This window comes from Amycolatopsis ruanii (assembly GCF_003385175.1).
GTDB classification, from domain to species: Bacteria; Actinomycetota; Actinomycetes; order Mycobacteriales; family Pseudonocardiaceae; genus Amycolatopsis_E; species Amycolatopsis_E thermalba.
In genome coordinates this window covers 20560-44095 of sequence record NZ_PQHY01000061.1, presented here as the reverse complement: position 1 = coordinate 44095, position 23536 = coordinate 20560, and the positions used below count along the sequence as shown (strand labels likewise).

The following is a 23536-nucleotide window of genomic DNA, read 5'->3' as shown; positions in this document are numbered from 1 at the left end:
GGCCGGGGTGGCGGCGGGCTCGGCTCGTCACGGACGCACCTGCGGCGGTCGGCAGCCGGGTGAGCAGCGCGAAGGCGGACGGGACAGGGGTTTCCGGCCCGGCGGTGCACTTCATGGGTGGCAGGTGGCCCCCAGGGCGGGCCGGACAGCCCGGCCCGGGGCATCGTGCGTGCCGGGCCAGCCGAGTGGGCCCGGGCGGGCGAGAGGTCGGTCCAGCCGGATCGCTGGTTCCCGAGCGCCCGAGGCGCGGCCCGCAGCCGCAACGCGGGCGAGCGCGGCAACCGCGCATCCGAGGCTGCGTGGCGCGCCAGGCGTGCGTCGGCGGGCCGAGCCGCGGCCAGCATCTCGCCGGCCGGCCGCCGCCAACGGCGGACGAGCGGCACACGCGGTCGTGGCGGTCCTGCCGCCGGAGGCACTCCACCAGCTTCCGGGTGGTGTCCGTGTCGCCGGGGCGGCAACGGCCCATCCGAGGCTCCGCGGCGCGCCAGGCGTTCGCCAGCTCCCCGAGCCGCGGCCCGCATCTCGCCGGCCGGCCGCCGCCAACGGTGGACGAGCCCGGGCAAGCGTGTATCCGAGGCTCCGCGGCGCGCGCGAGGGGTACGCCAGCGGGCCGGGGGCGCCTCTGTCCGGCGCCCCTTCGGGGTCAGCCCGCGCGGCGGTGCGTCCAGCCGCGGCGGCGGAGTTCGTCTCCGCTGAGGGTGAGCGGGCGGCCGAGGTGGTCGGTGCCCACCCAGCGCAGCGTCCCGGCGCCGGGCTCGAGGACGTAGGGGCGGCCCTGGCTCCACACCACGGAGCAGGGGGCGGTAGGGAGCGGGTCCGTCTCGGTCGCGGTTTCGGTGCTCAACACGATTGTGGAGTCGCGCGAGGAGACCGAAGTGTTAGCCTCCCGCCGACCATTCACCCGGCCGGTGGATCAGCGTCCACAATGGAGCCTCGCCGGGCGCGTCCTGCCAGCGATTTCGCCGCTGTCACGGTAATTTCGGGATCCAGGAGGCAACCACTGATGACCGCACCCCGCCGCGCCCTGGCGCTGCTGCTCCTGTCCGCCGGTGTCCTCGCCGGCTGTACCGATACACCGGACGTCGCGCCGGCATCGAGCCCACCGCCGGCGACCACCAGCGCGACCACCAGCACCACCGCGACCAGCACCACCGCGACCAGCCCGGCCGGGGCCCGCGCGGACGAGTGCGGCACCGTGCGCGCCGCCAGCGGGCTGACGCTCCAGGTCATGGACACCACGACCAGCGGCCTGAGCTGCGGTCAGGCCACCGACCTGGTGACCCGCTTCCAGCAGGCGATCGCCGGGCGGCAGCCGGCCGGGTCGGGCCGCCCGGTCGGCGAGACCGTGGACGGCTGGCTGTGCGTGTCCGGCCCGCCCGCCTCCCAGGGCGGCACGACGTGCAGCCGCGGCGAGGACACCGTCTTCGCCCGCGTCACCGAGGCGGAGTAGCCGCCCCCGGCCACGAACCGGGGGCGGCCCGTCCTCAGCCCTTGAGCCCCGGGAAGTCGTCCTCGCGGAACTCGCCCGCCGGGCGCGACTCCGGCGACGCCTGCTCCTTGCCGCGCAGCTCGACGCGGCGGATCTTGCCCGAAATGGTCTTGGGCAGCTCGGCGAACTCCAGCCGCCGGATCCGCTTGTACGGCGCCAGGTGCTCGCGGCAGAACGCCAGGATGCTCTCCGCGGTGGCCGCGTCCGGCTCGTGCCCGGCCGCGAGCACGACGTAGGCCTTGGGCACCGCGAGCCGGATCGGGTCCGGCGCGGGCACCACCGCCGCCTCGGCGAGCGCCTCGTGCTCCAGCAGCACGCTCTCCAGCTCGAACGGCGAGATGCGGTAGTCCGACGCCTTGAACACGTCGTCGGTGCGCCCGACGTAGGTGATGTAGCCCTTCTCGTCGACCGACCCGACGTCACCGGTGTGGTAGTAGCCGCCGCGGAACGCGTCCGCCGTCCGGTCGGCGTCGTCGGCGTACCCGACCATCAGCCCCACCGGCCGTTCGGTCAGGTCGAGGCAGATCTCGCCCTCCTCGGCGGGCTGCCCGCTCACCGGGTCGACCAGCACCACCTGGAAGCCGGGCACCGGACGCCCCATCGACCCGGCCTTGACCTCCTGTCCGGGCGTGTTGGCGATCTGCACGCTGGTCTCGGTCTGGCCGAACCCGTCCCGGATGGTCACGCCCCACGCCTTGCGGACCTGGTCGATCACCTCCGGGTTGAGCGGCTCGCCCGCGCCGACCACCTTGACCGGCGGCGTCTCCAGCGCGCCGAGGTCGGCCTGGATCAGCATCCGCCACACCGTCGGCGGCGCGCAGAAGCTGGTGATCCCGCACCGCTGCATCTGCGCCATCAGCGCGCCGGCGTCGAAGCGCGTGTAGTTGTACAGGAACACCGTGGCCTCGGCGTTCCACGGCGCGAACACGTTGCTCCACGCGTGCTTGGCCCAGCCGGGCGAGGAGATGTTGAGGTGCACGTCGCCCGGTTCGAGGCCGATCCAGTACATCGTGGACAGGTGCCCGACCGGGTAGGACACGTGCGTGTGCTGCACCAGCTTCGGCTTGGCCGTGGTGCCCGAGGTGAAGTACAGCAGCAGCGGATCGGCCGCGGCGGTCGGCCCGTCCGGCGTGAACGATTCCTCCGCGGAATAGGCGTCGGCGAAGGAGTGCCAGCCCTCGGTCGGCTCCCCCACCGCGATGCGGGTGTAGTCCCCGGCGACGTCGGCGAACTTCCCGGTGTCGGCCGAGCGGACCACTACGTGCCGCGCGTTGCCGCGGTCGAGCCGGTCGCGCAGGTCGGCCGCCCCGAGCAGGGTCGACGCCGGGATGATCACCGCGCCCAGCTTGATCGCGGCGAGGATGGTCTCCCACAGCTCGACCTGGTTGCCGAGCATCAGGATCAGCCGGTCGCCGCGGCGGACGCCGAGCCCGCGCAGCCAGTTGGCCACCTGGCTGGAGCGGCGGGACATCTCCGGGTAGGTCCAGCGGCCCTCGCCGCCGTCCTCCTCGACGATCCACAGCGCGTACTTCTCCGCGTTGGCCGGATCGGCGGCGACGACGTCGAACCAGTCCAGCGCCCAGTTGAACTCGTCCAGCCGCGGCCAGGCGAACTCGCGGTAGGCGGTGTCGTAGTCCTCGCGGTGCGCCAGCAGGAAGTCGCGCGCCTCGCGGAACCGCTGGTGAGCGGTGTTGCTCATGGCGTTCCTCCTCACTCGCCGGTGAACTCCGGCGCGCGGCGCTCCATGAACGCCCGCACCGCTTCCTGGATGTCCTTGCTGGGCAGGAACGCCGCGTTCCAGGTGGAGACGTAGCGCAGCCCGTCGCTGACCTGCCGCTCGGTGTTGAGCGAAAGGACCTCCTTGACGCCCTGGACGACCAGCGGCGGGTTGGCGGCGATCTCGCGGGCCAGGTCCTCGGCCGCGGCCAGCACCGCGTCCTGATCGGGGTACACGTCGTTGACCAGGCCGATCCGCTCGGCGCGGGCCGCGTCGATGTCCTTGCCGGTCAGGGCCAGCTCACGCAGGTGGCCCTCGCCGATGATCCCGGCCAGCCGCTGCAGGCTGCCCAGATCCGCCACGATCGCGACCTTCGCCTCGCGCACGCTGAACTTCGCGTCCGCGCTGGCCAGCCGCACGTCGGCGGCCGCGATGACGTCGACCCCGCCGCCGATGCACCAGCCGGACACGGCGGCGATCACCGGCGTGCGGCACTCCGCGACCGCGGTGACGCTGTCCTGCAGGACGCGGATCTCGCGGAGGAACTCGGTGCGCGGGCCGGCCAGGGCGTCCCCGGCGAGCAGCGGCGCCCACCCGCCCATCATCGCGGGCAGGTCGAGGCCGTAGGAGAAGTTCTTCCCGCTGCCGGTCAGCACGATCGCCCGGACCGCGGGATCAGCGTCCAGGGTGCGGAACACGATCGGCAGCTCGCGCCAGAAGTCCGGGCCCATCGCGTTGCCCTTGCCCGGGCCGAGCAGGGTGACGCGGGCGACCGGGCCGGTGCGCTCGACGGCGAGCGAAACCAGGTCCGGGAGCTTGTCGGCGGTGTCAGTCATGCGGCCATCTTGACGCATCCGGACGCATTCGCGCGCACAAGCCCGCGCGGGATGGTTTGCTGATCGTCATGCTGACCCGTCCCCTGGAGACCACCGGACTGGCTGCCGCGTTCACCTTCGAGGGCCACCGGCTCTGCTACACCGAGTTCGGCACCGGCGACCAGGTCGTGGTGCTGGCCCACGGCCTGATGTTCACCCGGCGGATGCACGCGCCGCTGGCGCGCCGTCTCGCCGCCGACGGGTTCCGGGTGATCACCCTGGACCTGCTCGGTCACGGCGACTCCGACCGGCCGCGCGAGTCGTGGCACTACTCGATCCCGGCGTTCGGCGACCAGGTGGTGGCGCTGCTGGACCACCTGGACGTCGGCCGCGCGGTGGTCGGCGGGACGTCGCTCGGCGCGAACGTGGCGCTGGAGGTGGCGGTGAAGGCGCCGGAGCGGTTGCGCGGGATCGTGGTGGAGATGCCGGTGCTGGACAACGCGATCGTCGCCGGGCTGCTGGCGTTCACGCCGCTGCTGTTCGCGGCGCGGTTCGTGCCGTTCGGGGTGCAGGCGGTGGCGAAGGTGGCCGGGCTGGTGCCGCAGGGCAGCCAGTGGGTCGACGTCGTCACCGACACCCTCGACCAGCGCCCGGCGTCGATGGCCGCGCTGCTGCACGGCGTGTTCTTCGGCCGGATCGCCCCGCCGCGGTCGGTGCGCGGGCGGATCGAGGTGCCCGCGCTGGTGATCGGGCACCAGCGCGACCCGATTCACCCGTTCGGCGACGCGGACACCCTCGCCGCCGACCTGCCCCACGCGGAGTTCGTGCAGGCCCGCAGCCCGGTCGAGCTGCGGTTCGACCCGCAGCGGCTGACCGCGGCGATCCTGGACTTCGTGCGGCGCTGCTACCGGAGCTGATCCGGCAGCAGGCCGGCGACCGGGCCGATCACGATCACCGCGGGCGGGCGCACCCCGGCGGCCTTGGCGTCTTCCGCCGCGGTGGCCAGGGTGAAGCGGTGCACGCGCTGGGCCGGCATGGTGCCGTTCTCCACGATCGCGACCGGCGTGTCGGCGGGGCGGCCGCCGTCGAGCAGCGCGGCGGCGAACTGGCCGAGCCGTTCCACGCCCATCATCAGCACGATCGTGCCGCGCAGCTTCGCCAGCGCCGTCCAGTCGGTCAGCGAGCTCTCGTGGTCCGGCGCGACGTGCCCGGACACGACGACGACCTCGTGCGCGACCCCGCGGTGGGTGACCGGGACCCCGGCGGCCGCCGGCCCGGCGATCGAGCTGGTGATGCCCGGGACCACCGTCACCGGCACCCCGGCCTCGGCGCAGGCGAGCAGCTCCTCGAAGCCGCGGCCGAACACGTACGGGTCACCGCCCTTGAGGCGGACCACGAACCTGCCCGCCTTGGCGTGCTCGATCAGGGTGGCGTTGATGAACTCCTGGCTCGCGGCGCGGCCGTAGGGGATCTTGGCGGCGTCCACGACCTCGACGTCCGGGGGCAGCTCGTCGAGCAGCTCACGCGGGGCCAGCCGGTCGGCGACGACGACGTCGGCGCGGGCGAGCAGACGGCGGCCCTTGACGGTGATCAGCTCCGGATCGCCCGGGCCGCCGCCGACGAGCGCGACGCCGGGCAGCTCGGTGGCGTCCGGCGGGGTGAGATCGCCGGCGATCGCGCCGGTGTGCAGGGCCTCCACGATGTTGTCGCGCACCGCCGCCGAGCGCAGCGGCTGGCCGCCGGACAGCACACCCACGACGAGGCCCTCGTGGCGGCCGACCGCGGCGGTCACCGCGGTGCCCTCGATGCCGGCGTCGGCGCGCACGCAGAAGATCCGGCGCCGCTCGGCCTCCGCGCAGACCGCGGCGTTGACCTCGGGGTCGTCGGTGCAGGCCAGCGCGTACCAGGCGCCGTCGAGGTCGCCGTCGGCGTAGCGGCGCTGGTGCCAGACGACCTCACCGGCGTCGATCATGCCGCCGACGGCCGGCGTGGTGGACGGCGAGATCAGCTCGACCGCGGCCCCGGCGCTGATCAGGCGGGGCAGCCGGCGCTGGGCGACGGTGCCACCGCCGACGAGCACCACGCGCCGCCCGGCGAGATCGAGGCCGACGAGGTAGTGCTGGTCTTCGGGCATGCGGACAAGCATGCCTGCCGGAAGCGCCGATGACACCTCAGGGTTGCAGGAGTGTGAGCAACTCCGTATTGCCGAACATGCGCGCGGTGTCCACGGCCGACGGCGTGCCCGCATCCGGGTCCGCTCCCCCGGCCAGCAGCGCCTTCACCACGTCCGGGTCGTTCTTGAACACCGCGCCGGCCAGTGGGCTCTGGCCGCGGTCGTTGAGGCGGTTCGGGTCGGCGCCGCGGTCGAGCAGTGCTTTGACCGTGTCCGCGTGGCCGTGGTAGGCCGCCAGCATCACGAGCGTGTCGCCGCGGTCGTTGGTCAGGTTGACCGCGATGCCGGCGTCCACGTAGGCGGCCAGCGTCTCGGTCCGCCCCTCCCGCGCCATCTGGAAGACGCGGCTCCACAGCTCGACCAGTTCGGGATCGGGCTCGCTCATGACGCCGAGCCTAGTGCGGTGCGGGCCACCCGGCCCGCACCGCACCACCTCAGCGCGCCGACGAGGGGTAGGGCAACAACGCCATCTCGCGGGCGTTCTTGATCGCCTGGGCCACCTGCTTCTGCTGCGTCGGCGACAGGCCGGTCACCCGCCGGGCGCGGATCTTGCCCCGGTCGGAGATGAACTTGCGCAGCAGGTCCACGTCCTTCCAGTCCACAACGGACACGTCCGCCTCGGCGAGCAGGTTGCGGCGACGGCGGCCGGGCCGCTCCTTGACGTACTTGGGCACGGCGCTCACCAGCTCGACTTCGACACGCCGGGCAGCTCGCCGCGGTGGGCCATCTCGCGCAGCCGCACCCGGGACAACCCGAACTTGCGGAGGTAGCCGCGCGGGCGGCCGTCGGCGGTGTCGCGGTTGCGCAGCCGCGTCGGGCTGGCGTCGCGGGGCAGCTTCTGCAGCGCCGACACCGCGGCCGCCCGCTCGTCCGCGGTGGACCGCGGCGAGGACACGACCGCCTTCAGCTCCGCGCGGCGCTCGGCGTAGCGGGCCACGACGGCACGCCGCTGCTCGTTGCGGGCGATCTTCGACTTCTTCGCCATCAGCGCTCCTCCCGGAACTCGACGTGGCGGCGGACCACCGGGTCGAACTTGCGCAGCACCATCCGGTCCGGGTCGTTGCGCCGGTTCTTCCTGGTCACGTACGTGTAGCCGGTCCCCGCGGTCGAGCGGAGCTTGATGATCGGCCGGACGTCGTTGCGGGCCACTACAGCTTCACCCCCTTCGCGCGCAGCTCGGCGACGACCGCCTCGATGCCGCGCTTGTCGATCGTCTTGATGCCCTTCGCCGAAACCCGCAGCGTGACCCAGCGTCCCTCCGCGGGCAGCCAGTAGCGGCGCCGCTGGAGGTTCGGGTCCCACCGCCGCGAGGTCCGCCGGTGCGAATGGGACACCTGCTTGCCGAAGCCCGGTTTGCGGCCGGTGACCTGGCAGACCGCCGACATCCACCCTCCCTAGTTGGTATCGATTTTCATTACCAACTACTCTACAACGCGTGGATCCCGAAACGACCGGCACCACCCGGGTGCCCCTCACCCTGATCAGCGGCCTCGTCCCGGCGGCCACCGCGGACCTCGCCGAGCAGGTCCGCGCGGCCCGGCCCGGCACCGCGGTCGTGCACCACGACCTGCGCGAAATCCGCGGCGGGGTCGTGCGGCGGCGGCTGCAGCTGGGCGACCGCGACGAGACGACCGTCCTCGAACTCGCGCACGGCTGCGTGTCCTGCACCCTGCGGGAGGACCTGCTCCCCCTGCTGCGCCGCCTGGCCGGCACGCCCGGCGTGCGGCACATCGCGGTGCGGCTGGACGAGGCGATGGAGCCGGAGCCGGTGTGCTGGGCGATCCGGCACGTCCTCGTCGGCGACCGGCCGGTGAGCGACTTCGTGACGATCGACGGCGTGCACACGGTGCTCGACCGCGGCACCTGGCTGGCCGACGCCACCGGTGACGACACCCTGGAGGAGCGCGGGCTGCAGGCCAGCCAGGACGACGAGCGGACGGTCGCGCAGGTCGCGTTGTCGCAGGCCGAGTTCGCCGACGTGCTCGTGCTGACCGGCACCGCCGACGCCTGGACCGACGCGAAGACCGCGGCCGTGCTCGACCGCGTCGCCCCGGCGGCGTTGCGCACCTCGCGCCTGGCCGAGGTGCCCGCGGGCGCGCGGCGCGGCGAGGTGACCGACATGCACGGCCCGCTGTTGCACGGCGAGCCGCCGCTGGGCGCCGACTGCGGCGTGGCGACGCTGCTGTTCACCGCGCAGCGCCCGTTCCACCCGGAGCGCCTGCACGACGCGCTCGACGTGCTGCTGGACGGCGTCGAGCGCGCCCGCGGCCGGGTGTGGGTGGCCAGCCAGCCGGACATGGCGCTGTGGCTGGAGTCGGCCGGCGGTGGCCTGGGCGTCGGGCACGCCGGGCCGTGGCTGGACGCGCCGGACGGTCCGGCGTGGACGGACGTGTCCCCGGAGCGGCGGACGCTGGCGTCGCTGCGCTGGCACCCGGTGTTCGGCGACCGGGCCTCGGAGATCTTCGTCGTCACCGATCAGGCCACGCCGGCCGAGATCGAGGAGGCGCTGTCCGGGGCGCTGCTCACCGACGCCGAGCTCGCCGCCGGGCAGCGGGAGTGGCTGACCTACGACGACCCGTTCGGCGCCTGGCACGAGGAGCCGTGCGAAGAAACCGACGAGACGCAGGACGTGAACGTCACGTCCGGAACGGAGAAGCAGTGAAACCGGGCATCCATCCCGACTACCACCCGGTGGTGTTCCAGGACACCGCGACCGGGGACGGGTTCCTGACGCGGTCGACGATCACCTCGGACAAGACGATCGAGTGGCGCGACGGCAACACCTACCCGCTGGTGCTGGTCGACGTCAGCGCGTGGTCGCACCCGTTCTGGACGGGCGCGCGCCGGATCATGGACACCGCGGGCCAGGTGGAGAAGTTCCACCGCCGCTACGGAAGGCGGAAGTGATGGCCGTTCCCAAGCGCAAGATGTCGCGTAGCAACACCCGCCACCGCCGCGCCCAGTGGAAGGCGGTCAAGCCGGACCTGGTGCCGGTGGTGATCGACGGCAAGGAGCAGCTGGTGCCGCGCAGGCTGCTCGGCCACTTCCACCGGCTGGCCCGGTGAAGGTCACCGTTCTGTCGGGGTTCCTCGGTGCGGGGAAGACGACGCTGCTCAACCACGTGCTGGGCAACGTCGCGGGCCTGCCGGTCGCGGTGGTCGTCAACGACATGAGCGAGGTCAACATCGACGCCGCGCTCGTGCGCACGCAAGAGCGGCTCGTCGAGATGACCAACGGCTGCATCTGCTGCACCCTGCGGGACGACCTGCTGGAGGAGGTGGGCCGGCTGTGCGACGAGGGCCGCTTCGACCACGTGCTGATCGAGTCGAGCGGGATCTCCGAGCCGATGCCGGTCGCGGCGACGTTCACGTTCCTGCCGCGGGCGCGGCTGGACACCATGGTCACCGTGGTGGACGCGGTGAACTTCGCCCGCGAGCTGGACCGCGGGGACGGCCTGGCCGAGCGGTCGCTGGACCAGTACGACGGTGACGAGCGGACGGTCAGCGACCTGCTGATCGACCAGGTGGAGTTCGCCGACGTCCTGGTGCTGAACAAGACCGACCTGGTGGGCCCCGGCGAGCTGGCCCGGCTGGAGGCGCTGCTGCGGCGGCTGAACCCGGCGGCGGAGGTGATCCGGGCCGGCTTCGGGCGCGTGCCGGTGCGGGAGGTGCTCGGGACCGGCCGCTACGACGCCGAACGGGCGCAGCAGGCGCCCGGCTGGGTGGCCGAGCTGAACGGCGACCACGTGCCGGAGACCGAGGAGTACGGCATCTCCAGTGTCGTGTTCCGGGCGGACCGGCCGTTCCACCCGGGCCGGCTGTGGTCGTTCGTGACGCGGGACCTGGACTCCGGCCGGTTCGGGAAGGTGTTGCGCGCCAAGGGGTTCTTCGCGCTGGCGTCCCGTCCGGGCGTGGTGGGTCTGTGGTCGCAGGCCGGTTCGGTGGCGCGGTTCGAACCGCAGGGCAGCGGGCCCGCGCGGCAGGAGCTGGTGTTCATCGGGACGGGCCTGGACCACGCGGCACTGACGGCGGCGCTGGCGGATTGCCTCGGCGAGGAAGCGGGTCCCGACCCGTTCCCCGCCTGGGCGGTGCACGACCACGCGGCGCACTAGGGTCTCTGGACCTGGCATCGCCGCCTGGTCGGCGAAGGCGCCTGGGACGTGGTGCTGAAGCGGCGGCCGGCCGCGGCGGCTGGACCACCTGGCTACACCGTCTGGCCGAGGGCAACGGCCGCCCTCTGGTCCCTGGCCTGACCGCCGTCGGGCCAGGGACTCGCCGATGACCGAGCCGCTGATGTCCCAACCGCGGGTACCCGCCTCGGTAGCGGCCGCGCCCGCCGCCACCGAGTCCTCGGCAAGGCCAGCTCCTCCCGCACCATCCCCGCGACCTACGCCGACGCGCGAGCCAGGCGGTCATTCCCGGGCCCGGCGACCAGGCCCGGCATCGCAAGTGAAGCGGTTCCCGCGGCGGACGGCCACCTACCTTCGACGCCCGACGTCACCACCTGGACAACGGCACGACCACGCGGCGCACTAGTCCGGCCGGTACAGCATCCCGAGGAACTCGCGCAGCAGGCGTTCCCTCAGCGCCGGGTGGGCGGTGCCGAGCAGGGCGTTGATCCCGGCCATCCGGTCCGGCACCCCGGCCCCGCCGCCCAGGCCGGCCGCGGTGAGCAGGCCCTCGAACTGCTCGCCGGTCAGCGTGTCCGGGTCGAGGGCGGCGACGAACGCCGCCACGTTCTCGTCCACGGTGACCGGTCCGGCGTCCCGGGCGGCGGCGACCGACGCGGCGAGGTCGGCCAGGAACCCGGCCTCGCCACCCCGGTTCGCGGCCGTGACGGTGAGGTGCAGGTTCACCGGCGAGGACTCGTGGGCGAACTGCGGCTGCACGTACCAGCCGCGGGCCCGCATCTCGTCGGCGACGGTGAACAGGTCGAAGCCCGCGTCGCCGGCGGTGAGCGCGATCAGCGTCGAGTCCGGTTCGGCGAGCAGCCGCAGGCCGTCGACGCTCCTGATGCCCTCGGCCAGGGTCGTCACCGCGGCCAGCGTCTGCCGGGCGAGTTCGAGGTAGCCGCGGTCGCCGAGGTGCTCCAGCACGGCCCACGCGGCGGCGAGCGGGCCGCCGGAGCGGGTGGACTGGACGGTGCTGTTGAGCATCGTGTAGCCGGGCCAGTCCGCGCTGGCGAAGAAGTGCCCGCGCCGCAGATCCGCGTCGGCGTGCAGCAGCACCGACACGCCCTTCGGGACGTAGGCGTACTTGTGCAGGTCCACCGAGACGCTGGTGACGCCCTCGACGGCGAACCCGAACTCCGGCACCGGGCGGCCGAGCCGGCGGAAGTAGGGCAGGATCCAGCCGCCGATGCAGGCGTCCACGTGCATCCGCACCCCGCGCGCGGCGGCCGCGGCGGCGATCGGCGCGACCGGGTCGATCACGCCGTGGGCGTAGGACGGGGCACTGGCGACCACGAGCACCGTCGTGTCGTCGATGGCGGCCGCCATCGCGTCCGGATCGGCGCGGAAGGTGACCGGGTCGACGGGCACCACGACCGGCCGCACCCGGAACAGGTGCGCGGCCTTGTGGAACGCGGCGTGCGCGGTCGAGGGCAGCACCATGCTCGGCGCGGCGACGTCCGGGCGGCCCTCGCGCGCGGCGAGCACCGCGAGCAGGCACGACTCGGTGCCGCCGGAGGTCACCGCGCCGACCGTGGACGGCGTGCCGCCCACCAGGCGGGCGGTCGCGGCGACGAGGTCGTTCTCCAGGCGCCGCAAGCTGGGGAACGCCGTCGGGTCGAGACCGTTGGCGGCGGCGGCGAGCGCGTGGGCCTGCGCGGCCAGCTCGTCCACACCGGACAGCCCGCTGTCGTAGACGTAGGCCAGGGTGCGGCCGCCGTGGGTGGGCAGGTCTGCCGCGCGCAGCTCGCGCAGCCGGGCCAGGACCTCGCGGGCGGGTTTCATCGCGGCTCCAGGATCGACCGGCGCAGCAGCGGCAGGCCCGCCACCACGAGGATTCCGGGCAGCAGGGCGAACCCGAGCAGGATCGCGGTGACCGCGCTGCCCGGTTGCGCCGCCGAAGCGTCCACACTGGACACGTACCCGCCCGCGGACAGCACCAGCCCGAACAGGCCCGGCCCCAGCGCGAGGCCGAGGGTCTCCGACGCGGTCCACACCCCGGCGGTGACGCCGGCCCGGGTGGCGCCGGTGCGTTCCTCCTCGGCGCTGATCAGGTCCGGCAGGATCGCCAGCGGGAACACCTGGATCCCGGCGTAGCCGACCCCGGCCAGGGCCACGAACACGAACGACACGCCGACCGGCACCACCAGCGCGGCGCACAGGCCCGCGCACGCGACGCCGAAGGCGATGCAGGCGAACCGGAAGCCGGCCAGCTTGCCCCAGCGCGCGCCGATGCGCGGCCACAGCGGCATGGTCACCAGCGCGGGCAGCACGAACCCGACGAACAGGAACGTCTGCAGGTCCGCGTCGCCGAACACGTACCGGGAGGCGTAGTTGACCCCGGCGAGCAGCGTGGCCAGGCCGAGCGACTGGACGAAGTAGACACCCAGCAGCCACCGGAAGGCGCGCCACTGCCGCATCGTCGCGAGCAGGTCGCGCCAGCCCGGCGTCGGCGGGCGCAGGTTGCCCACCGGCGCGGTCCGGGTGCCCACGTACACCGCGATGGTGCCGAGGATCATGATCACGCCCATCACGACGCCCATGACGCGGTAGCCGGTGACGCCGCCGACCTGGTTGGTGATCTCGGGTGCGCCGCCGCCGGAGACCAGGATCGCGATCGCCAGCAGGCCGATGCGCCAGCTGGTCAGGCGGGTGCGCTCGTGGTAGTTCCCGGTCAGCTCGGCGGGCAGCGCGTTGTAGGGCACCTGGAAGAACGCGAACGCGGTGGCGCACAGGAAGAACGCGAGCACCACGTACCCGGCGTCCAGCGTGGTGCTGCCGAAGCCCGGGTGGGCGAAGATCGCCGCGAACAGCACCGCGACGCCGAGCCCGCCGAACAGCAGGAACGGGCGCCTGCTGCCCCGCCGGTTCAGGCTCGCGTCGGACAGCCGCCCGGCGACCGGGTTGAACAGGACGTCCCACGCCTTGGGCACCAGCACGATGGCCCCGGCGATCGCGCCCGGCACCGCCATCGTGTCGGTGAGGTAGGGCAGCAGCAGCAGGCCGGGCACCGTGCCGAACGCGCCGGTGACGAACGACCCGGCGGAGTAGCCGAGCCTGGTCTTGGCCGGTAGGGCGACCATGGTCCTCCGATCGACACCCCGATGATCGCCCGCATCGTGTCACCGATCACGCGCCCGGGTGAGCCCGGGGCGCGAATTCGTCACGAGACGACGAACGCGCGTGAGGTGCCGGTGAAGGGGGTGATCGTGCCGTCGAGTGCCTTCGCGTCGCCGAAGTGGACGACGCGGTACTTGCCGACCGGGGTGTCCGGCGGGATGTCCCAGGTGATCGTCGCCTTCGACTCGGCCAGGAAGGTGCGCGTCCAGCGGTACTTGGTGGCCCAGTCGCCGTCGTCGGCGTGCCGCACCCAGGCGCCGCCGTCCAGGCGCTGGATCTCGGCGAACGTGCCGTTCCGGTGCAGGTCGTTCTTCGGGTGGCCGGTGACGAACTCGACCACCACCTGCTCGCCCCGCCGGTAGCTGCCGCGCGCCTCGGTGAGCACGTCGCCGAACCGCTTGAGCAGCGGCGGCGAGTCGACCACCACGCCGGGCTGGAAGTTGAGCTGCGCGCCGGACAGGTCGCGTGGCACCGGGCCGTGCGGCACGCTCGCGCCGGTCCGCATCGCCGCGGCCAGGCGCGCGAACTCCTGCTGGTAGGCGGGCAGCGTGTAGCGGCCGAAGAGCGTGGACGCGCCCTCGTACTGTTGCGAGTCGTACTCCTCGGGCGTGGTCACGTATTGGCTGTAGGCGTTGGCGTAGCCCTGCATGATCACGTTCTCCAGTGGCACGCCGAGCTCGGCGGCGACGGTGCGGCGGATGCGCAGCCCGGCGACGATCGTGTACTCGGCGGGCCCGCCGACGAGGTAGAGCTGCCCGAGCCGCAGGATCTGCAGCGGCAGCACCTCCGGCGCCCACGGGTAGGGCTTCATCGCGCCGAAGGGCACCGCGATCACCTTGGGCGCGTGCGCGTCGGCGAGCGCCTGCGGGATCGGCGCGTCCATCCCGCCGAGCGCGTCGACGAAGGGGTTGCGCACGCCCTCCGGCAGCGGCAGGCCGGGGCCGTCCTCGGTGCTGCCGGCCAGCATCGACACGCCGATCGCGGCGGTGGCGGTGGTGTGCTGCCGTCCGTCCGGCGTGTAGCGGCCGTCGACGGTCACCTTCGACATGTCCACGTAGCAGAAGCGGAAGTCCAGCGGCCCGGCGAGGGGCGTGCGCGTGCTGTCGAAGGCGGTTTTGGCGGCGGTGAACTGGCGTTCGCCGATGATGCGGGTGTTGGTGAACTCGTCCTCGGTCGGGCCGGATCCCGGTTTCAGGTTGAGGTTCGGGGACATGTCGCCGGAGTTGGTCTGCGGGAAGCAGGCGACGAACTCCGGGGCGCCGTCGAGGGAGCGGGTGCCGCGGCCGTGTTCCCAGGCGTAGGCGGCGTAGCCCTTGTTGTCGCCGCTGATCAGCTTGTTCGCGTTGGTCATCGACGTGCCGTGGGTGGCGAACCAGGCGATGGCGCCGATGTCGCGGCCGCCCTGGCGGAACCGCAGCACGGTGACGGCCGGGTCGATGGCGAGCGGGAAGTGGTCCTTGTCCGCCTGGGGGTTCAGCTCGAACGCGGTGCGGGAGCGGTTGACGCTGGCGTCGGTCAGCTCGGTCCGGCCGAGGGTGATCGTGCCGGGGGCGAGGTCGTCGTGCGCCTGCTGGATCGCTTCGACGATGCCGTCGACCTGCGCGTCGTAGGTCTGCCGCTGGAAGCCCAGGATCGACAGGTTGTAGGCGGCGTACCAGGACGATCCGCCGCAGCCGGCGTGCGTGTGGGTGGCGTTGAGCAGCACGTTCTGCTCGGTGTAGAGGTCGCCGTAGCGCTGCGCGAGCCGGGCGAGCACCCCCTGGTGCACGGACTGGAACAGCGCGCCCACGTCGGCGGTGACGAACACGATCCGCCGCCCACCCGGCTCGGCGACGACGTAGGCGCGGGCACGGGTGCGCTGGTGGATGCCGGCGGTCTGCTGCTGCGGCATCGAGTAGCCCATCATGCCGCACTCGGCCGCGGGCCCGGTGACGTCGGAGATCCCGGCGCCGACGAGGTAGCCCTGCTGCGCGGTCGCCTGCGGGATGGCGAGCACTCCCGCGGCCAGCGGCGCCGCGGCCGCTCCGGCCAAGACGGTCCTGCGGCTCACCGGCATCGGCACACTCCTTCCAGACGTGAAGCCCTTTCAGATTTGACGGAGACTAGAGGAGGCCGCCCGGCGCTGCCAACCCTCGTCCGGGTGGATTCGCTACCCGATCACCTCAGCGATCCGCCGCAAGGTTCGCGCATCCCCGCGCAGCAGCAAGGTCGTCACCACCGTCTCCTCCCACGCGGCCAGCTCCGCCCGGATCTTCTCCGGCGGCCCGATCAGCGAGGTGTCCTCCACCAGCGACGTGGGGATCGCCGCGGCGGCCTCCTCCTTCCGCCCGGCGAGGTAGAGCTCCTGCACCTTCTCCGCGACGTCCGCATACCCGAGCCGGGCGAACACGTCCTTGTGGAAGTTCACCTGCCTGGCCCCCATGCCGCCGATGTAGAGCGCCAGCGACGGCTTGATGAACCCGGCCGCGGTCTCGACGTCGTCGTGCACGATGACCGGCACCGACGCGGCCACCTCGAAATCGGCCTGGGTGTGCCGGGCGCCGGGGCGCGCGAAGCCCTCGGCGAGCGCCTCGCGGTAGAACGCGTCGCTCTTCGGGGAGAAGAACAGCGGCAGCCAGCCGTCGCAGATCTCGGCCGCCAGCGCCACGTTCTTCGGCCCCTCCGCGGCCAGGTAGACGGGGATCTCCGGGCGCAGCGGGTGCACGGTGGACTTCAGCGGCTTGCCCAGCCCGGTCCCGTCCCGCAGCGGCAGCTGGTACTGCTCGCCGTCGAAGGTCACCGGCTCGCGGCGCGCCACCACCCGGCGCACGATCTCCACGTACTCCCGTGTCCGGGCCAGCGGCCGCGGGTACGGCTGCCCGTACCAGCCCTCCACCACCTGCGGGCCGGACGCGCCGAGGCCGAGGATGAACCGGCCGCCGGAGAGGTGGTCCAGGGTCATCGCGGCCATCGCGGTCGCGGTCGGGGTGCGGGCCGACATCTGGACGATGTTGGTGCCCAGCTTGACCCGCGAGGTCGCCGCGCCCCACCAGGCCAGCGGGGTCAGCGCGTCCGAGCCGTACCCCTCGGCGGTCCACACCGAGTCGAACCCCAGCTCCTCCGCGGCGCGGATCGCCTCGAGCGCGCCCTCCGGCGGACCGGAGGACCAGTAACCGATGTGATAGCCGAGCTTCACGACGCCTCCCGGGGAACGTAGTGGATGGGACTGTCCCGTTCGGACAGTGGTGGCAGGTTGCGCGCGGGGGTCTCCACCAGCGGGGCGTCCGCCGGGACCTCCCCGCGCACCCGGCGCCACGCCGCCCGGGCGCGCGGGTGGTAGCGGCGGTCGCGCGGCACGAACCGGAACGCCAGCCCGATCGCGCGGCCGGTGAGCCGGTGCAGCACCTCGCTGCGGCGCGACCACGAGTAGCCCAGCCGTGCCCGCACCGCCGGGTGGTACAGGCCGACGGTCCACCACACGAACGACTTGGCGATCCCGGCGCGCAGCACCCGCCACACCGGCTCCGGCATCCAAGACACGAACGGTGGCTTGGCGATCCCGCGGAGGTCGAGCACGTCCCGCGTGGCCTTGTTGTCCTCCAGGACCTCGGTGCACATGTGGTCCCAGTAGGACTGGAACTCCTCCCAGGTGGCCGGCACCGGCCGCATACTCAGCCCGTAGAGCCGGTACCACTGGATGTGCTCGTCGAACAGCCGCCGCTTGTCCGCCTCGCTGAGCCCGCCCATCATCCGCTCCGCGGCGACCACGGTGAGCATGAAGAACGTCGAGTGCGCCCAGTAGAACGTGCCCGGGTTCAGCGCGTGGTAGCGGCGGCCGCGGGAGTCCACGCCCTGGATCGTCTCGTGGTAGCCGCGCACCGCCCGCGCGGTCCCGGCGGCGCGCGGGCCGTCGTAGACCACGCCGCCGATCGGGTACAGCGAGCGGAACAGCCGCTGCCAGCGTTCGGCGAAGAACCGCGAGTGCTGCTCCACCCCGGCGCCGAGTTCGGGGTGCATGTTCTGCAACGAGCCCGCCCACAGTGCCATGAGCAGGGTCCGCCAGTCGCCGAAGTACTTCCACGTCAGGGACCCGGGGCCCAGGGGCTGCGCTGCCATGATCCGAACGCTACAATTGACAACACCTGTAGTCAATTGTGAGGGCGGATGGCGGAGAAGACCTGGGCGGGCACCACGCTGAGCGACCGCCGGGCGGCCCGGCGCGCCCAGCTGCTCGACGCGGGACTCGACCTGCTCGGCACCGCGGGCAGCGCCGCGGTGACCGTGCGCGCGGTGTGCCGGCAGGCCAGGCTCACCGAGCGCTACTTCTACGAGAACTTCGCCGACCGCGAGGAGCTGGTGGTCGCGGTCTACGAGCAGGTCGCCGCCGAGGCCCACCGCGCCCTCGCCGACGCGGTGCCGGACAGCCGGCGGGACCCGGCCGAGCGCGCCGAGGCGGCGGTCACCGCGTTCGTCGGGCTGATGCTCGACGATCCGCGCAAGGGCCGGGTCCTGCTGCTGGCGCCGATCACCGACCCGGCCCTGTCCGCCCGCGGCGTGGCGCTGCTGCCGGCCTTCGCCGGGCTGGTGCGGGAGCAGCTGCCCGAGCGGATGGACGCGCTGGAGAAGCAGCTGACCGCGATCGGCCTCGTCGGCGCGCTGACCCACCTGTTCACCGCCTACCTGTCCGGCACGCCGGAGATGTCCCGGGAGCGCCTCGTGGAGCACTGCGTCCGCCTGCTGGTGCGATCGTCCTAAGCGGACCTCTCTGCCCGGCACGCTCGAGCCACCGGCACCGCCGCGGGTTCTCAGGAGCCCCCTCGCGAGGACAGCGCCGACGTGGTGGTTGGCACTGTCGCGCGAAGCGCGTCCACCAGGGGTGGTGGTCGGGCCGGCGGGCGGGAATTCATGAGGAGGCGATCCCACAGCGAGGGGGCTGAGTCGGCCCAGCCGCGCGGAGCGCGTCCGTTGAGGGTGGTGGTGGGCTGGCGGGAGGGGCCACCACCCGCACCGCGACTCACGCCCTACCCGGATTTCTCCCCCGCGAGTTCGAGGGCGATGCCGATGATCATGTCCTCCTGACCGCCGACGTAGCGCCGCTCCCCCACCCGGTACAGGATTTCGTGGGCGGGCACCCCGTACCGCTCGGCGGCGCGCTCGGCGTGCAGCAGGAAGCTGGAGTACACCCCGGCGAACCCCTGCACGATCGACGACCGGTCCATCACCGGCAGCCGCGTGATGAACGGCTTGACCACGTTCTCCGCGGCGTCCATCAGCACGTCCTTGTCCACCCCGGTCTGGACGCCCAGCCGCTCGAACACCGCGGCGAGCACCTCGGTCGGCGAGTTGCCGGCCCCGGCGCCGAGCGCGACGAGCGAGCCGTCGATCTGCTTCGCCCCCGCCCGATAGGCAAGCACCGAGTTCGCCACGCCGAAGCTGAGGTTCTGGTGGCCGTGGTAGCCCACCTGCGCCGCGTCGCCGAACTCGGCGGCCAGCGCGGCCACCCGGTCGGCGGCTTCCTCCAGGATCAGCGCGCCGGCGGAGTCCACCACGTACACGCACTGGCATCCGGCGTCGACCATGATCCGGCCCTGCTTCGCGAGGGTCTCCGGCGTGGCCATGTGCGACAGCATCAGGAATCCGACGGTCTCCAGCCCCAGCGTGCGCGCCTCGGTGAAGTGCTGGATCGACACGTCAGCTTCGGTGCAGTGCGTGGCGATCCGCACCGCGCCCGCGCCCAGGTCGGCGGCGGCCTTCAGGTCGCTGACCGTGCCCAGGCCGGGCAGCAGCAGCACGGCGATCGTGGCCCGCTCGGCCTCGTCGACGGCGGCGGCGATCAGCTTGCGCTCGTCGACCAGGGAGAAGCCGTAGTTGAAGGTCGATCCGCCGAGGCCGTCGCCGTGGGTCACCTCGATCAGCGAGATCCCGGCGGTGTCCAGCGCGCGCACGGTGTCCCGCACGTTGGCCTCGGTGAACTGGTGGGCCATGGCGTGGCTGCCGTCGCGCAGGCTCGTGTCGACGAGCCGCACCTCCCGCTCGGTCATGCCGGCACCTCCTGCGCGCGGTTGGCGGCCAGCAGCTCACCCACGCGGGCCGCGGCGGCGGTCATGATGTCCAGGTTCCCGGCGTAGGGCGGCAGGTAGTCGCCGTTGCCGGCGACCTCGAGGAACACCGCGACCCGGGCCCGGCCCCGCCAGTCCGGCCGCGGGTCGTCGAACTGCGGCGCCGCCTTGAGCGTGTAGCCGGGGACGTACTCCTGCACGTCGGCGACCATCCGCTCGATCGACGCGGTGATCGCGTCGCGGTCGGCGTCCGGCGAGATCGCGCAGAACACGGTGTCGCGCATGATGAGCGGCGGTTCGACCGGGTTGATGATGATGATCGCCTTGCCCTTCGCGGCGCCGCCGACGATCTCCAGGCCGCGGGCGGTGGTCTCGGTGAACTCGTCGATGTTGGCGCGCGTGCCCGGACCGGCCGACCGCGAGGACACCGACGCCACGATCTCGGCGTAGGGCACCTCGGTGACGCGGGAGACGGCATGCACGATCGGGATCGTGGCCTGCCCGCCGCAGGTGATCATGTTGTAGTTCGCCGCGCCCAGCTGGTCCGGCAGGTCCACCGCGGGGCAGGTGAACGGGCCGACCGCGGCCGGGGTCAGGTCGACGGCCTGGATGCCGGCCTCGGCGTAGCGCGGGGCGTTGGCGAGGTGCGCCTTGGCGGAGGTGGCCTCGAAGACGATGTCCGGCAGCTCGTCGCGGGACAGCAGCCAGTCCACGCCCTCGGCCGAGGTGTCCACGCCCAGCGCGGCCGCCCGCTTCAGGCCGTCGGAGGCCGGGTCCACCCCGACCATGTACGCGACCTCGATGTGCTCGCTGCGCCGCAGCTTGACGAGCAGATCGGTGCCGATGTTGCCGGGTCCGACGATCGCGGCCCGTGCCTTCCGGGTGCTCATGCGCCCTCCTTCCGGGGTCGGCTCCACGGTGCGCGCCGGACTGCGGCACACTCAACGCATGTGTGCCGCTGAGCGGGACGACGGGATGACCGCGGCGCGGATCGCCGCGCTGCTCGGCGCGTTCCGGCCCGGAGACCGGGCGCTGGGCGCGTCCGAGCTGGCGCGCCGCACCGGCGTGCCGAAGTCGTCGGTGCACCGGCTGACCGGGCACCTGGTCACGCAGGGCCTGCTGGAGCGCGACGGCACCGCGGTGCGGCTCGGGCTGCGGCTGTTCGAGATCGGGCAGCTGGCCGGGCGGGAGCGCGGGCTCGTCGACGCCGCCCGCCCCTACCTGGCCGATCTGCGTGAGGCCACGCGCAACACGGTGCACCTGGCGGTGCTGGAGGGCACCGAGGTGGTGTACCTCGACATCGTGCGGGGGCCGGACGCGCCGGCGCTGCCGTCCCGCATCGGCGGCCGGTTCCCCGCGCACGCCACGGCGGTGGGCAAGGCGATCCTGGCGCACTCCCCCGCGTCCGTGCTGGAGACCGTGCTGGCGGCGGGGCTGACCAGGGTGGGCCCGCGCACGATCACCGCGCCGGGGCTGCTGCGGCGGCAGCTGACCCGGATCCGCGACGAGGGGGTCGCCTACGAGCGGGAGGAATCCGGGGTGGGCGTAACCTGTGCAGCCAGTCCAGTGCTCGACGCGACCGGTCGGGCACGGGCCGCGATTTCGATCTCGGGCTGGAGCAACCGGGTCCGGGTCGAGCGCGTCTCTCCAGCGGTGCGCACGGCGGCTCTCGCTTTGTCGCGGGCCTTGCCGTAGGGTCTCGCGCACCAGCGGGGAAGATCGACACGTAGGTCTCGTGGCGCTCGCCGGGCCACGGGGATGTTAGGGAGGATTGGCGTGACCACCGCGACCACCCAGGTAGACGACCTTCGGCTCGTGGCGGCGCCGACCGCCGTCAGCTGCGCCGAGATGTTCGTCCGTTTCGCCCTCCTGGAGTGGAAACTACGCCCGCTGGCCGACGACGCGGCGACCGTCATCCGGCACCTGGTGCGGTCCTCGGTGGACGGGGCGGACCGGCGATCGCCCCGCTTCCTGACCGTCCGGCTGCGCCTGCACCGCGACGTGGTGGTCGTCGAACTCGACGACGACCGCCCCGGCGAACCCCCCGAACTGCCCGGCTGGACCATCAACACCGTCGCCCTGCCCGGCGGGCACCGCACCGCGTGGTGCGAGCTGCCGCTGCCCGCCGGGGTGACCGGAGCCCTCCCGACGCGTTCCCCGCACCGCCTGCCCAGCCCCGCGACCGAGTACCCGGCCGAGGAGCCGCTGCCGGAGCCCGACTTCCTGGACTCGCAGATCCTGCAGCGCGTGCTGCACGGACTCAACGGTTCCGCACGATAGCGCTTTCCGCGGGCGGGCCGGACAGCGCTTCCCGGGAGCGGTGCGCGGCGCCGGTCGCGCGGGACCACCGCGGCCGGTGCCGCCGCCGCGCGGGTCAGGCGAGTCCGCGCAGCGCCTGCGCCGGCGGGCGCTCCCCGGCGATCGTCGCCACCATTTCCAGGACCCGGCGCGTCTGCTGGACCTCGTGGACGCGGAACACCTGCGCCCCGTCCCGCGCGGCGAGCCCCGTCGCGGCCAGGGTGCCGTCCAGGCGCTCCGTGATGCCCGCGCCCAGGGTCTCCCCCACGAAGTCCTTGTTGGACAGTGCCATGAGGACCGGCCAGCCGGTCGCCGTCAGGTCGCGCGCGTGCCGCAGCAGCGCCAGGCTGTGCCAGGTGTTCTTGCCGAAGTCGTGCGTCGGGTCGATCAGGACGCCGCCGCGGGGCACGCCGAGCGCCACGACCTCCTCGGCGCGGCGGGTGAGCTCCTCGATCACCTGCCCCACCACGTCCTCGTAACGCACGCGGAACGGGCGCGTCCGCGGCACCGCTCCCCCGGTGTGCGAGCACACGTACCCGGCGCCGAACTCGGCCGCGACCTCCGCCAGCCGGGGGTCGGCGCCGGCCCAGGTGTCGTTGAGCAGGTCCGCCCCGGCCTCGCAGGCCAGGCGCCCCACCTCGTGCCGCCAGGTGTCCACGCTGATCACCAGGTCCGGGTGCCGGCGCCGGATCTCGGCCACGAACGGCACCACCCGGCGGGTCTCCTCGGCGACGCCGACGTCGCTGACCTGGCCGGCCTTGACCCCGCCGATGTCCACGATGTCGGCACCTTCGGCGACGGCTCGGTCGACGGCCGCGAGGGCGTCCGGATCGGCGAAGGACGCGCCCCGGTCGTAGAACGAATCGGGGGTGCGGTTCACGATCGCCATCACGAGCGCGCGGTCGGAGACGACGCGCCGCCCGCGGAAGACCAAGTCGACTGCCACGAGTTCATCATGCCTGCCGTGGCGGGGGCGCGATAACGCGCGTTATGCCCTAAGTTGCTTCCAGAAGAGCGAAGGGGGTGCGCGGATGGCCACCCGGCACGGCCCGGCGGGCCCGGCGGACAGCCACAGCAGGGAGCGGTTCCTGCAGGCCGCGCTGACGGTTCTCCTCGAGCATGGCGTGTCCGGGCTGACGGTGCGCAGCGTCGCCGAGGCGGCCGGCACGTCGACGATCGGGGTCTACACGCGCTTCGGCGGCCGCAACGGGGTGCTGGACGCCTTGTACGAGCGCACTTTCGAGATGCTGCACGAGAAGTTCGTGGCCGTGCCGCGGGTTCCCGGCGACCCGGCCGCGGGGATCCTCGCGCTGGCCCGGGCCTACCGCCGGTTCGCGCTGGACAGCCCGGCGCGGTACTCGTTCATGTTCGAGCAGTCGGTGCCCGGGTTCGACCCGGACCCGGATCTGCGGTCGTTCGCCCAGCGCGGCACCTTCGACCTGCTCGTGGACCGCGTGGCGCCGGCGACACCGCCCGGCCGCGATCCGAACGTCACCGGCTACCTGATCTGGACGACGATGCACGGGCTGGTGAGCGTCGAGCTGACGCACCGCGCGCGCAACCCGCCGCCGAAGTGGTTCATCGCGACGACGGACACCGCCTACGACGACATCTTCGGCGCCGGCATCCGCGCGATGCTCAACGGACTGGACCTCGACCTCGGCTGATCCGCGCCCGCTCACGGCCCACGCCCCGCACCTACCCGGGCACACGGACTC

Annotated in this window: 27 protein-coding genes; 10 read left to right on the top strand and 17 right to left on the bottom strand. The window is 73.1% G+C overall.

Features of this window, described 5'->3' with window-relative positions; translation table 11 throughout:
- Nucleotides 1-643: 643 nt before the first annotated feature.
- The gene (locus D0D28_RS26705) at nt 644-847 is read right to left on the bottom strand and encodes a hypothetical protein (RefSeq protein ID WP_094005298.1); all 204 of its coding nucleotides are present in this window, start codon (nt 845-847) and stop codon (nt 644-646) included.
- A 156-nt stretch (nt 848-1003) separates the two neighbouring features.
- On the opposite strand from D0D28_RS26705, the gene D0D28_RS37035 reads away from it, so the two are divergent.
- The gene (locus D0D28_RS37035; RefSeq protein ID WP_240323364.1) at nt 1004-1450 is read left to right on the top strand and encodes a hypothetical protein; all 447 of its coding nucleotides are present in this window, start codon (nt 1004-1006) and stop codon (nt 1448-1450) included.
- A gap of 34 nt (nt 1451-1484) precedes the next feature.
- Here the strand turns inward: D0D28_RS37035 and D0D28_RS26695 are convergent, their stop codons facing one another.
- On the bottom strand, nt 1485-3188 hold the full coding sequence (locus tag D0D28_RS26695; protein WP_116113406.1) for an AMP-binding protein: 1704 nt from the start codon (nt 3186-3188) through the stop codon (nt 1485-1487).
- An 11-nt stretch (nt 3189-3199) separates the two neighbouring features.
- The gene (locus D0D28_RS26690; RefSeq protein ID WP_094005296.1) at nt 3200-4042 is read right to left on the bottom strand and encodes a crotonase/enoyl-CoA hydratase family protein; all 843 of its coding nucleotides are present in this window, start codon (nt 4040-4042) and stop codon (nt 3200-3202) included.
- 68 nt (nt 4043-4110) lie between these two features.
- Between D0D28_RS26690 and D0D28_RS26685 the strand changes: the two genes are divergently transcribed.
- On the top strand, nt 4111-4938 hold the full coding sequence (locus D0D28_RS26685; RefSeq protein WP_116113411.1) for an alpha/beta fold hydrolase: 828 nt from the start codon (nt 4111-4113) through the stop codon (nt 4936-4938).
- On the opposite strand, the gene cobA is transcribed toward D0D28_RS26685, so the two are convergent.
- Genes cobA through rpmB form a run of 6 tightly spaced genes read right to left on the bottom strand, consistent with a single transcriptional unit; the run spans nt 4926 to nt 7579 of the window.
- Complete coding sequence (cobA, locus tag D0D28_RS26680) at nt 4926-6155, bottom strand: uroporphyrinogen-III C-methyltransferase (RefSeq protein ID WP_094005295.1); 1230 nt, start codon at nt 6153-6155, stop codon at nt 4926-4928. The two genes, D0D28_RS26685 and cobA, sit on opposite strands and share 13 nt — an antisense overlap.
- Before the next feature lie 37 nt (nt 6156-6192).
- On the bottom strand, nt 6193-6579 hold the full coding sequence (locus D0D28_RS26675; RefSeq protein WP_094005294.1) for an ankyrin repeat domain-containing protein: 387 nt from the start codon (nt 6577-6579) through the stop codon (nt 6193-6195).
- Between the two features lie 49 nt (nt 6580-6628).
- On the bottom strand, nt 6629-6877 hold the full coding sequence (gene rpsR / locus D0D28_RS26670; RefSeq protein ID WP_094005293.1) for a 30S ribosomal protein S18: 249 nt from the start codon (nt 6875-6877) through the stop codon (nt 6629-6631).
- Nucleotides 6874-7179 carry a 30S ribosomal protein S14 gene (rpsN, locus tag D0D28_RS26665; protein WP_116113404.1) on the bottom strand — a complete coding sequence of 102 codons (306 nt, stop codon included), beginning with the start codon at nt 7177-7179 and terminating at the stop codon, nt 6874-6876. The genes rpsR and rpsN overlap by 4 nt, the downstream gene beginning before the upstream one ends.
- Entirely contained in the window at nt 7179-7343 is a 165-nt protein-coding gene (gene rpmG, locus D0D28_RS26660) for a 50S ribosomal protein L33 (RefSeq protein ID WP_017988077.1), read from the bottom strand. The genes rpsN and rpmG overlap by 1 nt, the downstream gene beginning before the upstream one ends.
- Nucleotides 7343-7579 carry a 50S ribosomal protein L28 gene (rpmB, locus tag D0D28_RS26655; RefSeq protein WP_094005291.1) on the bottom strand — a complete coding sequence of 79 codons (237 nt, stop codon included), beginning with the start codon at nt 7577-7579 and terminating at the stop codon, nt 7343-7345. Before rpmB ends, rpmG begins: the two co-directional genes overlap by 1 nt.
- 50 nt (nt 7580-7629) lie before the next feature.
- Between rpmB and mrf the strand changes: the two genes are divergently transcribed.
- The 4 genes from mrf to D0D28_RS26635 are packed head-to-tail and all read left to right on the top strand — an operon-like array spanning nt 7630 to nt 10305.
- On the top strand, nt 7630-8856 hold the full coding sequence (gene mrf, locus D0D28_RS26650) for a ribosome hibernation factor-recruiting GTPase MRF (RefSeq protein WP_116113402.1): 1227 nt from the start codon (nt 7630-7632) through the stop codon (nt 8854-8856).
- On the top strand, nt 8853-9101 hold the full coding sequence (locus D0D28_RS26645; RefSeq protein WP_116113399.1) for a type B 50S ribosomal protein L31: 249 nt from the start codon (nt 8853-8855) through the stop codon (nt 9099-9101). Before mrf ends, D0D28_RS26645 begins: the two co-directional genes overlap by 4 nt.
- Nucleotides 9101-9259 carry a 50S ribosomal protein L32 gene (gene rpmF / locus D0D28_RS26640; RefSeq protein WP_094005288.1) on the top strand — a complete coding sequence of 53 codons (159 nt, stop codon included), beginning with the start codon at nt 9101-9103 and terminating at the stop codon, nt 9257-9259. Before D0D28_RS26645 ends, rpmF begins: the two co-directional genes overlap by 1 nt.
- Complete coding sequence (locus D0D28_RS26635) at nt 9256-10305, top strand: GTP-binding protein (protein WP_116113397.1); 1050 nt, start codon at nt 9256-9258, stop codon at nt 10303-10305. The genes rpmF and D0D28_RS26635 overlap by 4 nt, the downstream gene beginning before the upstream one ends.
- A gap of 420 nt (nt 10306-10725) precedes the next feature.
- Here the strand turns inward: D0D28_RS26635 and D0D28_RS26630 are convergent, their stop codons facing one another.
- From D0D28_RS26630 to D0D28_RS26610, 5 genes are all read right to left on the bottom strand, one after another.
- Entirely contained in the window at nt 10726-12147 is a 1422-nt protein-coding gene (locus tag D0D28_RS26630) for a pyridoxal phosphate-dependent decarboxylase family protein (RefSeq protein WP_116113394.1), read from the bottom strand.
- Entirely contained in the window at nt 12144-13445 is a 1302-nt protein-coding gene (locus D0D28_RS26625) for an MFS transporter (protein WP_094009179.1), read from the bottom strand. Before D0D28_RS26625 ends, D0D28_RS26630 begins: the two co-directional genes overlap by 4 nt.
- Before the next feature lie 80 nt (nt 13446-13525).
- On the bottom strand, nt 13526-15538 hold the full coding sequence (locus D0D28_RS26620; RefSeq protein WP_116113392.1) for a neutral/alkaline ceramidase: 2013 nt from the start codon (nt 15536-15538) through the stop codon (nt 13526-13528).
- 93 nt (nt 15539-15631) lie between these two features.
- Nucleotides 15632-16657 (bottom strand): LLM class F420-dependent oxidoreductase, encoded by a 1026-nt coding sequence (locus D0D28_RS26615; RefSeq protein WP_116113389.1) that lies wholly within the window; start codon nt 16655-16657, stop codon nt 15632-15634.
- A complete protein-coding gene (locus D0D28_RS26610) occupies nt 16654-17577 on the bottom strand; it encodes an oxygenase MpaB family protein (RefSeq protein ID WP_094009182.1) in 924 nt (307 codons plus the stop codon). The genes D0D28_RS26615 and D0D28_RS26610 overlap by 4 nt, the downstream gene beginning before the upstream one ends.
- A gap of 48 nt (nt 17578-17625) precedes the next feature.
- Between D0D28_RS26610 and D0D28_RS26605 the strand changes: the two genes are divergently transcribed.
- Complete coding sequence (locus tag D0D28_RS26605) at nt 17626-18216, top strand: TetR/AcrR family transcriptional regulator (RefSeq protein WP_094009183.1); 591 nt, start codon at nt 17626-17628, stop codon at nt 18214-18216.
- A 266-nt stretch (nt 18217-18482) separates the two neighbouring features.
- On the opposite strand, the gene dmpG is transcribed toward D0D28_RS26605, so the two are convergent.
- Both dmpG and D0D28_RS26595 read right to left on the bottom strand, forming a co-directional pair.
- Nucleotides 18483-19502 (bottom strand): 4-hydroxy-2-oxovalerate aldolase, encoded by a 1020-nt coding sequence (gene dmpG / locus D0D28_RS26600; protein ID WP_116113387.1) that lies wholly within the window; start codon nt 19500-19502, stop codon nt 18483-18485.
- Nucleotides 19499-20410 carry an acetaldehyde dehydrogenase (acetylating) gene (locus D0D28_RS26595; protein ID WP_116113384.1) on the bottom strand — a complete coding sequence of 304 codons (912 nt, stop codon included), beginning with the start codon at nt 20408-20410 and terminating at the stop codon, nt 19499-19501. The genes dmpG and D0D28_RS26595 overlap by 4 nt, the downstream gene beginning before the upstream one ends.
- A gap of 58 nt (nt 20411-20468) precedes the next feature.
- Here D0D28_RS26595 and D0D28_RS26590 point away from each other — a divergent pair, with 58 nt between their 5' ends.
- Entirely contained in the window at nt 20469-21215 is a 747-nt protein-coding gene (locus D0D28_RS26590; RefSeq protein ID WP_240323363.1) for an IclR family transcriptional regulator, read from the top strand.
- An 81-nt stretch (nt 21216-21296) separates the two neighbouring features.
- Nucleotides 21297-21800, top strand: a complete 504-nt coding sequence (locus D0D28_RS26585) for a hypothetical protein (RefSeq protein WP_094009187.1) — start codon at nt 21297-21299, stop codon at nt 21798-21800.
- A gap of 94 nt (nt 21801-21894) precedes the next feature.
- Here the strand turns inward: D0D28_RS26585 and folP are convergent, their stop codons facing one another.
- Nucleotides 21895-22707: a dihydropteroate synthase gene (gene folP, locus D0D28_RS26580; protein WP_205413365.1), complete on the bottom strand. Its 813-nt coding sequence runs from the start codon at nt 22705-22707 to the stop codon at nt 21895-21897.
- Between the two features lie 142 nt (nt 22708-22849).
- Here folP and D0D28_RS26575 point away from each other — a divergent pair, with 142 nt between their 5' ends.
- Nucleotides 22850-23485: a TetR/AcrR family transcriptional regulator gene (locus D0D28_RS26575; protein ID WP_094009189.1), complete on the top strand. Its 636-nt coding sequence runs from the start codon at nt 22850-22852 to the stop codon at nt 23483-23485.
- The last annotated feature ends 51 nt before the right edge of the window (nt 23486-23536 follow it).